This is a genomic window from Paraflavitalea sp. CAU 1676, from assembly GCF_029223285.1.
GTDB lineage: Bacteria > Bacteroidota > Bacteroidia > Chitinophagales > Chitinophagaceae > Paraflavitalea.
This window is the reverse complement of record NZ_JARHUJ010000004.1, coordinates 694,144-706,420: the sequence shown is the minus strand read 5'-3', so window position 1 is coordinate 706,420 and position 12,277 is coordinate 694,144. Positions and strand designations below refer to the sequence as shown.

Sequence of the window (12,277 nt, the reverse complement as noted above, 5' to 3'; positions counted from 1 at the left end):
AATATTAAACTTTATTGGCGGTGCGGCTATACGTTACCTGAAATCGCCCCCCTTCGTAGGGTGCGTTGAGCCGGAAGCCCTATTGGCGGTGCGGCCATACGTTACCTGAAATCGAACCACACCAGGCCTTCGTAGGGCGCGTTGAGCTGCACGTTCTTCTGGCTCTGTGGTCCCATTACATTGGCTGCCTGAAACTTAGTGCCGATAGATTGTATTGCATTCAGGATGCCGATATTACCAGCCGGATAGTTGACGGTAGTATTCGTATTGTAAGCCCCTTGCGGCGCATCGGGCTTTAGCATTTGCAGAAATCGGCCGCCGGGACACACCGTAAAGGGAAACTCACTGGTGCGCACCCTGGCCCAGGCCACTTCGGCGTGATTGCCTTTGAACTCGGGGTATTGCCAGCCACGCTCACCGGTGATGGTGTTGTTATAGTCTTTGTCCCATACACCATACTGCATACCTTTCAACCTGTTCTTCCAAACCCGGTAAGGTCCGCGGCCCTCCCATTTCATACCCTTTATCTTCTCTTCGGGATAATTGAAAGTGATGCCCATGTAGTCAGCATCGCCACGTTGTGAATAGGTATAGTTCAGTTGCACCATCTGGCCCGATCTGAACATCCATATCGCTTTCAGCCAATTGTCTTTCCCTTTGTATTCTGCCTGCACCATTACATCCTTGCCCAGATCCTTAAACGTAAATGAGCTCAGTTGCTGATCGAAGCCGGCCAGGGCCGGTCCGCCGGATAAGGACAACACTTCATTGCCCTTTACTACTTTGGCCAGATAGCCGGTGGTCTTGTCGAAATGCACCGTGAAGTTGTCGACCTTCACCAGCAATTCATTACCCGATTCGCTATAAGTTACCTTAGCCACCTTGCTGTCGTCGATTGGCGGCATGGCCACCCAACCCAGGCTAATATGCCAGCTCCAGGTAAATATTTCGCGGCCATAGGGGTCGGTAGCGGTGAGGTGCAGTATGGTGGCGTTATCGAGTTCTGCCGGCAGTTTAAGATCGAGCCATTTCCTTTCGCCGGGCAGTATGGATACCGGTTGTACTTTACCGGTGGCCAGTGTTTTCATCGCCTCTTTTTCCACGTTGAACAGCTTCCATTGAAAGCTGCATTGAGCGAGGTTGGTGAACATGTACCGGTTCTCCACCAGCAGTTGTCCGTTGAAAGTTGTATTGATCGTTTGCGGTGCAATATATACAGGGCTCCAGATCTCTTTGATGGTATAGAAGCTGCCTTCTTTTTCGTGATGAGGTCCCAGGATACCATCGGGTCCATTGTTTTTATAGGTATCGATGCTATCGTTGTGATCGCGGCGCACCACCCCTTCATCAGCGAAAGACCATAGGAAACCACCTGCGGCGCGGGGTGTTTGCTGCATCAGGTTCCAGAAATCATCGAGCCCCGCGCCATGACCACCATCATAAAGGCCATGCATAAACTCTGTGGGAAAGAAGACTTCCCGCTCGTTGAGTGCGGCATTGGTGAGGTAATTGTAATCGGGATAATGCTTGGTATCGGTGCCATAGAACTTCTCCCACGGGTGGATCACGTGGCGCATCTGCGGGTCGTATTTTGCATAGTCATTGTCGACCGTTCTGTTGAATCCACCTTCATTGCCATTTGCCCACAATACAATGGAAGGATGGTTGACATCGCGAATTACCAGCTCTTTCACCAATCTGCGCGCTGTGGTATCGTCGTACATTTTTTGCCAGCCGGTGAGTTCATCGATCACCATCAGGCCCAGTGAATCACAAACATCGAGAAAATGCTGATCGGGCGGGTAATGCGACATGCGCACGGCATTCATGTTCATGTCTTTCATCAGTTGCACATCTTCGATACTGATGGCCTTGCTGAGGGTTCTGCCACTTTCGGGCCAAAAGCTATGCCGGTTCACCCCTTTAAATACAACCCTTTTATCGTTGAGGTAAAAGCCATCGCCTACGCGTAGCTCCGCATCCCTGAATCCAAATTTCTTTTCTACCGTGTGCACTACTTTACCCTGCGGGTCTTTGAGGTCCACTTTCACTTTGTACAGGTTGGGAAACTCAGGGCTCCACAGGTCGGGTTTACTCACAAAATATTGCAACACGTCGAGCGTATCGCCGGCCACATATAGATTATTCTCTGTTGTTATGACCTGGCCATTCGCTTTCGTGATCACGGCAGATGCTTTGTAGGCGGTACCGGCGCCTTTCTTGATCACGGAGATGCGGCAATCGCCTGAAGCGGCGGCAAAGATCGCCAGCCGGTCGATATGCGCCGTTGGCGTTACTTCGAGATATACGGGACGGAAGATGCCGCCAAATACCCAAAAATCGGAATCCCTTTCGGCAAGGTTCACCGATCTGTTGGCGGATTTTTTCTTCACCTCCACCTCCAGCAGGTTAGAGCCTCCATATTTCAGTAAAGCAGTGATGTCGTACGTAAAGCGATAGAAAGCGCCCTGGTGGGTTGGACCGGCCAGTTTGCCATTGATCTTCACCTCTGTGTCTGTCATCGATCCCTCAAAAACGATCTTCACGGTTTGTCCCTTCCATGGCTTATCGGCCTGGAAGCGATAGCGGTACTTCCCCACTTCCTCCGATTGTTCTTCCAGTTTCACGCGGCCATAGTCGTAGTGGCCAAAGCCCTGCAGTTCCCAACAGGAGGGTACGGCGATGCTGGTCCATTTGCCGCTGTTGCGGCCGCCGGTGCAAAAGAAATCCCAGTTTACGGTATGGTCCTTATCAACTCCCGAGAGGTATTTTATGATGGTTTCCTGGGCGTTGGTGCTTAAGAATGGGGCTATTGTGAGCAAAAAGAAGATAGCGGCGCGAAAGCTGGGCCGCCTTGCCGGCAAAAAGGATGGGTGCATGAATATGGCTTAAATATTTAATTCGTTCAATCGTACGGTAGAGCAATAATAATGAAAAGCACCCAACCTTCCTACCTGTGCTATAGGGTAATCAAGAGATTTATTCAGATATCCCGTTTTTATCCCGCAGTTGTTTCTTATTTATCCCGTAGATATCCCGTCTCTATAAGAGACGAGACATATACGGCACATCTACGAGACATAGACGAGACATATACGAGACATCCCTAAATCAACCACCTGGTCGCGACGGCTTGGTCGGCGGAGGGAGTGTAGTTTACCTTACTTAATACCCAACCCGTTCTGGCCAGGGCACAAAAAAGGCTGGCAGTTCGACTGCCAGCCCGTTACTGCCCAAGGGCAGTTTCTTCTTATTTCTCGACAAGGGAGGTAGCGTAGCTCCCAGGCTCTTTTTTAGAATTTGTAAGCCACTGTTGCCGCAAATTGGCGGGGAGGCAGCGGGTTAACACTATAGTTCTCGTGCACGATGTAGTTCAGCGTATTGGTCACGTTCGACACCTTGGCGAGTACCGAGATCTTCTTCCAGCTGTAGCCGGCAGAAAGATCGAGGGTAGCATAGCCATCTACTGCAAACAGGCGCGATACGCCGGGATAGCCGTTCAGTTTGTACTGGTTGTTCCAGCCTGCATTGCGCTCGCCAATGTATACGAAGCTGGCGCCAACTTTCAATCCTTTCAGGTTGTTGCCCGAGAAGGTGTAGAAAACAGTAGCGTTGGCTGTATGCGCAGGTGTGTTTACCAGGCGCTCACCTTCAACATAGCTACCAACGGTAGTATCGGTTTTGGTATAACGCATCCTGTTGTAGCTGTAACCGGCGGTGAGGTCCAGGCCGCGTGTGGGGTGCGCGGTTACATCGAGTTCAATACCATCGCTGGTAGTTTGGCCGGTAAGTTGTTTCAGCGAGCTGTTGGAGTTTACCGCTCCATCCTTTGTAAACGGCGCCGTGATGGCGAAGTTGTTGTTGAGGATACGGTAAGCCGTTACGTTTACAGAGAGCAGTCCGTTGAGAAAGTCGTTCTTAACACCTACTTCAAACTGGTCGATGATAGAAGGCTTCAATGCTTCGCCATAAATATCAGTACCGGAGTTTACGGAAAAGTTATTGGCATAGCTGGCGAATACGGCTGTATTGTTGGTCACCTTATACACCAGGCCAACGCGGGGCGAAAACGCATCGTCTGTTTTATCCTTGCCCTTACCCTTTGCCCCTGTGGCAAAGGTAGTAGAATCTGGCGCCAGGGCGCGCTGATATGAGTAACGTACACCTGCCAGCAATTTCAGCTTGGGGGTGATGCTGATGAGGTCCTGCACATAAGCGCCAACGCGGTTGGTAGGCGTTTTAACTGTACGAATGGCAGTCACTACCGGCATATCGGTGCGGGGAACATATTTCTTCGGGTCGAGGATATTGATGGTATCATACGCTTTAGTGGGCGTATTGTAGCCAAGGTTTTCGATATCGTAACGATCGGCATCTACGCCCGCCAGCAGGATATGCCCGATCTTGCCGGTAGTGAATTTACCGGTAAGGTCAACCTGTGCGAGGTAATATTTTTCATCCGTGTTGTTGCGGCCAAGGGGACGTGCCCATTTACCATCAGCTGCTGCCTGGATACGCTCTACGCCAAAGTAGTCGCGCTTGTATTGTTGATAAGAACCATTTACAGCGAGGTTCCAGTTTTCGCTGATCTTATAGCGATAGGTAGCATTGGCTGTTGCCTGCTCGGTTTTGGTATACTGCCAGGGCGTACCAAAGAAGGAAGAACGGTCTACGTCGGGGATCTTGTTGCCGCCGAGTGATCCGATACCGAAGTCGGGCGTAAAGTCATGCTTGAGGTAATCGCCCTGCACCAGCAATTCGGAACGTTTACCGAGTTTGAAGAGCAGGGAGGGGTTGATATAATACCTGTCGGAGCTTACACCATCGCGGAAGCTGCCAGCACTTTCATAAGTGCCAACGAGGCGGTAAGCGATGTTGGAATTGATAGGACCGTATACATCAAAAGATGGTTTGTAGAGATCATAGCTTCCGGTACGGAATGACACTTCACCACCAAAGTTGAACTTGGGTTGCTTGGTCACCATGTTGAGGATTCCACCGGGTGCTACGTTGCCGTAGAGGATGGCAGCGCTGCCTTTCAATACTTCAACACGCTCGAGGGAGCTTACTTCGGGCATCGCACCGGAGTTAACGCGCATGCCGTTCTTGAACAGGTTGTTGCTACCGAAGGCGTAACCACGACCTGAGAAGCTTTCCTGTACAGCACCGCGGGTAGTAGAGAGGTAAACTCCATTTACGTTGCGAACGATATCGCTGAGGCGCTGCGCCTGCTGGTCGCGGATGAGACCCTGACCAACTACAGTAATGCTCTGTGGCAGGTCCATAGGAGCAATCGGTATTTTACCGATGCCTACTACTTTGTTGTTGAGGCTTCTTCTGCCTTCTACGATCACTTCTTCCAACTGGAGCGAAGTTTCGCGGAGGGTGAAGTCAAATTCTTTCGTGTCGCCGGCAGCCAGCTCTACTTTTTTCTCCTGGGTTTGCAGACCTGTGTGAGAAACCAGGAGCGTATAGGTACCAGGCTTAACACCCTTCAGGATGTAAAAGCCAGCCTCATCGGCTACCACAGTTTTATTAATTTCTTTCAGTACAATATTGACGAATGAACCGGGGTTACCGTCGGTGGTCACCACCTTTCCTTTAATAGTTGCCGTGGGGCCTGGGTCGGTTTCGGTAGGAATATGAACAGTTGCGGCGGACGTGTGCGCAACGGAAGTTTGATCCTGAGCCTGAGCAGCTCCTATTCCAAAAAACAGCACGATGGGCAGATAGATATTTTTCACAGCCAGTAAAATTTTGCGCAAAATTGGGGTTGGGCAGGTGAATTTGGGTGCCGGATCGGGAAAAAAGGGTTACCCGATTGGGAAAAACTATTCATATGTCAAAACGATAATTCCTGCTAATCAATCGATTAGGCAGTTTCTAGATCGGGAATGCCGGTTTTGGGGCCTAAAAACCAGTTGCACCCATTTTTTTCTTAGCGGTTCCTTATGTAAAGTGTTGCCTGATGAAAATACTTAACTCGATCTTAACGGCTTATCCAGGCACCAGCTGCTATTTTTTGGTGAGGCCTTCTATATTTGCAACTTCGTCCCGTACATGACCAGGTTTATTCTCATACTCGTCGCTTTTTCGGTACTCAACCAGAGTATTGACCTCGACTACCTCACCACGTCGTTCAATATCGGAACGGCGAAGGCTGTACAGGATTACGATGACTTCGACAGCATCACCGAATACGTGATCGAGCATATCCTGGACGACAACGATTATATACCCGACGACGATGACGACAGCGATGGTATGCCCCAGAACAAGGGCCTTGAAAAATCTGCCTTTAAGCCGCTGGTGTTTCAACCGGCTCCCAAAGTAAGTGTGCCCCCGAGCGGCACCAATACAAGTGCCTCGATGGCGTGGATGCAGCTCTCTCCTACCTGCAAAGGCTTCTTCACTATTCTCACACCTCCTCCCGATCGCATTTCTGCTTAATGGCAGTTAATGCAGGGCGAATGATACTTCGTTCCTGAACTGCTGTACGCTTACACAGCCTATACTGCCATTATGCTGCCGTATGGCAGACTGATTATGTCTGTCTGCCCCGGCCAACTTGCGGTATGCGCCTGTGCTCCTTTACTGTTCCTTTCTCACAAAACTTTTCCATGTATGAATAGAATTCATTTTCTGTTCGGACGGTGCATGGTATTCGTTGGCGTATTGTTCTGTGGCCTTGCTGTGCAAGCCCAGGACACGCTGCGCATTACCCTGCAGGCTGCCGAACAACAGTTCTTCCAACACAATCTTTCCCTGCTGGCGGCCCGGTACGATATTACCGCGGCACAGGCCCAGGTGATCCAGGCGCGTTTGTACAACAACCCCAACCTGTCGGTAAGCGGTAACCTGTACAACCCCGACCTGCGCAAACCTTTCGATGTAACCCATAAAACGGGGCAGTACGATATCCAGTTAACCCAACTGATCAGCCTCGCCGGCAAACGCAATAAGCAGATCAAATTGGCGACTACGCAGGCAACCATTGTGGAGTATCAGTTCTACGATTTGCTGCGTACCCTGCGCTATACACTGCGCAGCCACTATTTCAGCATACTTCGACTGCACCAGTCGAGGCAGGCTTATCAAACACAGGTGCGATCACTGCAGCAGCTGAGTGTTGCCTACAATGACCTGCTGAGTAAGGGAGTAGTAACCCTTAAAGATGCCGTACGTATTCAATCGCTGTTGTATACGTTGCAAGCCGAGCAGACCAGTATCGACAACCAGCTCAATGACCTGCAGGCCGAATGGCAGTTATTACTGAATGACAACCACCATTATTATTTACCTGTGGAAATGGGTGATGGTCCGGTTACCCTGCAGCAACATCCATTGCAATCACTGCTCGACAGCGCTTTCAACAACCGGTACGACCTCAAAGCAGCCGATGCAAACACGGCGGCCAGCCAGCAGCACTATCAATGGCAGAAAGCCCTGCGCACGCCCGATCTGCAACTGGGTCTCGAGTTTGATAAGCGCGGCAGTTTCGTAAACGACGCCACCTTCCTCAATGCTGCGATGGACCTCCCATTTTTTAACCGCAACCAGGGCAATATCAAAGCCGCGCAGGCACAGGTTGAGCAAAGCAAGGTTTTGCATCAGCAACAGGAACTTACTGTAGAAAATGAAGTGCAGAAAGCCTATATCAAGGCGCTGAACAGCGAGAAGATGCTGCAATCTTTCGACCCGGCTTTCCACAAGAAGTTCGACCACCTGCTACAAGGCATCACTGAGAATTTCCAGAAGAAGAACATCAGTCTGCTGGAGTTTACCGACTTCTACGAATCCTGGCGCGATAATATCCTGCGGTGGAACCAGCTGCGGAATGAGAAAGACCAGGCGCTCGAGTCGCTCAATTTCGCGCTGGGCAAAAATGTATTCAACTAACCCATTTAAATGCATTCAATTATGAAACCACTATTATTTCCTGTATACATCGTTTTGATGTGGCTGCCACTGGCCTCCTGCCAGGAGCAGGCATCCAACACCATTGAGCCTGAACGGTTTTGCCTCTCCGATACCTTGCAAAAGAACATTGAGCTGGCAACCGTACAGGCCGACACCGTGAGGAATGAGATCGCCTTATCGGGAAAGATCGAAGCCAATGAAGATAAATGGATCAAGGTATTTCCGGTAGTGGGCGGCATTGTTGAATCGCTGAAAGTGCAGCTGGGCGATTACGTCACCAAGGGGCAGGTACTGGCCGTGGTGCGCAGCAGTGAGATTGCCGATTACCAGGGGCAGTTGTCGAATGCCGCATCGACGGTTAAGCTGGCGGAGAAATCCTTGACCGCCAATAAAGAGATGTTTGCTGCCGGCCTCGCTACAGAAAAAGATGTGCTTGCCGCCGAAACAGATCTCGACAAAGCGCGCGCCGATCTCAAGCGCATCCGCGAAACGAATGCCATTTACGGCGCCAGCGGCAATGCCCTGCAAACGATCACGGCGCCTGTATCCGGTTTTATCGTGGAGAAAAACGTGACCGACAAAATGCAATACCGTGTTGAAGGATCCGACCCGTTCTTCATCATCTCCAACCTCGATGAAGTATGGGTGATCGCCAATGTATTTGAAAGCGATATCTCCAAGATACAGGTGGGTTATGATGCGCAGGTAAGTGTGATCGCCTACAAAGACAAAGTCTTTAAAGGCAAGGTAGACCGCATCTATTCCATCCTGGATCCGCAAAGCCGGGTGATGAAGGTGAGGATACGGATTCCCAATGACGGCTATTTGCTGAAGCCCGAAATGTTTGCCCAGATCAATATCGAGTACACCGAAGGCCGGGAGCAGATGCCAGCCATCCCCGCACAGGCGATGATCTTCGACCACAACCGGAATTTCGTGATGGTCCACAAAGACCATTGCCAAATCGAAACCCGTGAAGTAGAACCTTATAAGACCATCGGTACTACCACCTATATCAGGAGCGGACTGCAGGAAGGCGAAAAAGTGATCGCACGCTACCAGCTGCTGATCTATGGTGCGCTGAACAATTAATCCGATTTACCCATTGCAAAAGTTGTTGCACCATGAACAAATTCATTTCCAACATAGTGACCTTTTCGTTAAAGAACAGGTTCTTCATCTTCTTCATGACGCTGGTAACGATCGTTGCCGGCATCTGGAGTTATATCAAAACTCCGCTGGAGGCTTTCCCGGACGTTACCAATACGCAGATCGTCATCGTAACACAATGGCCAGGACGCAGCGCCGAAGAAGTGGAACGGTTTGTAACTGTTCCCATCGAGGTGAACCTCAACCCGGTGCAGAGGAAAACCTCGCTGCGCTCCATCTCAATGTTTGGCCTGTCCGTTACCAAGATCATCTTTGATGACGAGGTAGAAGATTTTTTTGCCCGGCAACAGGTGAACAATTTACTGGCCAATGTAAACCTGCCCGATGGTGTGGAGCCGGAGGTACAACCTCCCTATGGCCCTACGGGCGAAATATTCCGTTACACCGTGCAGGGTAAGGGCCAAAGCTCTACCGACCTGCTCACCATCCAGAACTGGGTCATTGACCGGCAGCTGCGCAGTGTGCCCGGTGTGGCCGATGTGGTCGCTTTCGGTGGTGCTGAAAAAACCTATGAGATCAAGGTAGATCCTGCCATGTTGCTGCGTTACGATATCACCCCCCTGGAAGTTTTCAACGCCGTCAGCAAAAGCAATATTAACGTAGGCGGTGATGTGATCGAGAAGAACGGACAGGCTTATGTGGTGCGCGGCATTGGCCTGCTCGACAAAACACGCGACATCGAAAACATTATTGTAGACAATATCAACGGTACACCAGTGCTGGTGAAGAACCTGGCGGCTGTTGTGGAAAGTCATGTGCCACGCGTGGGCCAGGTGGGCCTCGATGAGGACAACGATGTGGTAGAAGGTATTGTGGTGATGCGCAAAGGGGAGAACCCGCGGGAAGTATTGACCAAAGTGAAAGCGAAGATCGCAGAACTCAATGAGCATACTTTGCCGGCCGGTGTAAGTATGGTGCCTTTTTACGACCGCGACAAACTGATGGATTTTTGTACGGAAACGATCACCCACAACCTTATTGAAGGCATTCTGCTGGTAACGCTGATCGTTTTCATCTTCATGTTCGATTGGCGCACGACGGTGATCGTTTCGATCATTATTCCCCTCTCGCTGCTGTTTGCTTTTATTTGTCTGCGTATGAAAGGCATGAGCGCCAACCTGCTTTCGATGGGGGCCATCGATTTTGGCATCATCATCGACGGGGCCGTGGTGATGGTGGAAGGGTTGTTCGTAGTGCTGGCGCACAAAGCGCATGAGGTGGGTATGGCGCGGTACAACAAGATGGCCAAACTGAGCATGATCCGTAAAACGGGCTCATCGCTGGCCAAGGCCATCTTCTTTGCCAAGGTGATCATTATCACCAGCCTCATTCCCATTTTCGCTTTTGAAAAGGTAGAGGGCAAAATGTTCTCCCCGCTGGCCTGGACACTGAGCTTTGCCCTGCTGGGCGCTTTGCTCTTTACCCTTACGCTGGTACCGGTGCTGGCCAGTCTATTGTTGAATAAAAACGCACGGGAGCGGAACAATCCGGTTGTCAATTTCTTCAACCGCATCGTGAACAGGGCTTTCCGATTTACCATGGGCCATAAGAAACTGAGCCTGTCGGTTGCTTTTGGTTTCATGGGTCTTGTACTATTCTCTTTCAAATTCCTGGGCAGCGAATTTCTGCCCACGCTCAATGAAGGCGCCCTGTGGGTTACGGCGGAGTTGCCCATGAGCTACTCCCTCACAGAGACACGAAAAATGTCCGAAACTTTCCGGAAGGAACTGGGTGGGTTTGATGAGGTGAGCCGTGTGCTGTCGCAGATCGGCCGCTCGAACGACGGTACCGACCCGAATGGTTTTTATTTCACCCAGTTCCAGGTTGACCTCAAGCCCAAAAAAGAATGGAAAAGAAAGATCAGTCAGGAGGTATTGATCGAAGAGATGAACGGAAAACTGAATCAGTACCCTGGTATCGTACTCAACTTTTCTCAACCCATCATCGACAACGTAGCCGAGGCGGTGGCGGGTTTCAAGGCTTCCTTCGGCATCAAAATATTCGGCAATGATCTGGAGAGTATTGACCGGGTGGCCGACAGTGTGTACCAGGTGATGAAAACCGTGCCGGGGGTGAAGGACCTGGGTGTGTTGCGCAACTTGGGCCAGCCGGAGATCAGCATACAACTCAGCGAACAGAAAATGGCGCTCTACGGTGTTACCATTGCCGATGCCAATGCCGTGATCGAAACGGCGATTGGTGGTAAATCGGCTTCTTACTTTTACCAGGGCGATCGCAAGTTCCCCATCCGCATCCGCTATCCCGAAGAGTACCGGGACAATGAATATGCCATGAGCAAATTGCGGGTACCCACCCTGCATGGTGCTACGGTGCCACTCAAAGAGATCGCCACCATCGGCACGGTGACCGGACCGGCTTTTATTTACCGTGATAAGAACACCCGGTTCATTGCCATCAAGTTTTCCATTCGCGAGCGCGATATGGGCAGCACGATCACCGATGCGCAAAAAAGGGTACAGCAGCAAGTGAAGCTGGGCAAGGGAATGAACATCGAGTGGAGCGGCGAGTTTGAGAACCAGGTGCGTGCGCAGCAAAAGCTTTCGCAGGTAGTGCCGGTGGTTTTGGTCATGATCTTCATTCTCCTGTTCATCATGTTCGGTAATGCTCTGGATGCAGGTCTGGTGCTGATCAATGTACCTTTTGCCATGATCGGCGGTATACTCGCGTTGCACATCACGGGCACCATCTTCAGTATCTCGGCGGGCATCGGGTTTATCGCACTTTTTGGTATCTGTATCCAGAACGGGGTTATTCTCATTTCGGTGTTCAAGCAGAACATGCACCAGAAAATACCGCTGGTGCGGGCCATTGGCGATGGGGTCAATTCGAGGATCAGGCCGGTGGTAATGACGGCTTTGATGGCAGCCATCGGACTGTTGCCAGCAGCCATCTCCACCGGTATTGGGTCAGAGACACAGAAGCCTTTGGCAATCGTCGTGATCGGCGGGCTCATCAGTTCAACGATCCTTACGCTTCTGATCTTTCCATTGATCGTGGAGATCTTTTACCGGCGCTCGCAAAAGCGGCGAAAAAAGAAAACAGCCATGAGCACATAGGACCGTGTGGGGACCAAGGCCCTGTACGGAGGTGAAGACTTTCTACTGTTTCTGAACTGGTCTGTTATGGGTTTGCTTGTTATGTCAACATAGGGCCTGGCCGTCGGCGA

Annotated in this window: 6 protein-coding genes; 4 read left to right on the top strand and 2 right to left on the bottom strand. The window is 50.8% G+C overall.

Annotated elements, in window-relative coordinates; translation table 11 throughout:
- Positions 1-101: 101 nt before the first annotated feature.
- Both P2H89_RS15850 and P2H89_RS15845 read right to left on the bottom strand, forming a co-directional pair.
- Positions 102-2,879, bottom strand: coding sequence for a glycoside hydrolase family 2 TIM barrel-domain containing protein (locus tag P2H89_RS15850; RefSeq protein WP_275828495.1), 2,778 nt, complete (start codon positions 2,877-2,879; stop codon positions 102-104).
- 414 nt (positions 2,880-3,293) lie between these two features.
- A complete protein-coding gene (locus tag P2H89_RS15845; protein WP_275828493.1) occupies positions 3,294-5,744 on the bottom strand; it encodes a TonB-dependent receptor in 2,451 nt (816 codons plus the stop codon).
- Between the two features lie 316 nt (positions 5,745-6,060).
- On the opposite strand from P2H89_RS15845, the gene P2H89_RS15840 reads away from it, so the two are divergent.
- The 4 genes from P2H89_RS15840 to P2H89_RS15825 all read left to right on the top strand — a co-directional run bounded on the left by P2H89_RS15840 (position 6,061) and on the right by P2H89_RS15825 (position 12,167).
- Positions 6,061-6,450, top strand: a complete 390-nt coding sequence (locus P2H89_RS15840; RefSeq protein ID WP_275828491.1) for a hypothetical protein — start codon at positions 6,061-6,063, stop codon at positions 6,448-6,450.
- A gap of 174 nt (positions 6,451-6,624) precedes the next feature.
- The gene (locus P2H89_RS15835; RefSeq protein ID WP_275828490.1) at positions 6,625-7,899 is read left to right on the top strand and encodes a TolC family protein; all 1,275 of its coding nucleotides are present in this window, start codon (positions 6,625-6,627) and stop codon (positions 7,897-7,899) included.
- A gap of 21 nt (positions 7,900-7,920) precedes the next feature.
- Positions 7,921-9,012 carry an efflux RND transporter periplasmic adaptor subunit gene (locus P2H89_RS15830; RefSeq protein ID WP_275828488.1) on the top strand — a complete coding sequence of 364 codons (1,092 nt, stop codon included), beginning with the start codon at positions 7,921-7,923 and terminating at the stop codon, positions 9,010-9,012.
- Positions 9,013-9,044: 32 nt separating this feature from the next.
- Entirely contained in the window at positions 9,045-12,167 is a 3,123-nt protein-coding gene (locus P2H89_RS15825) for a CusA/CzcA family heavy metal efflux RND transporter (RefSeq protein WP_275828486.1), read from the top strand.
- Positions 12,168-12,277 lie beyond the last annotated feature (110 nt).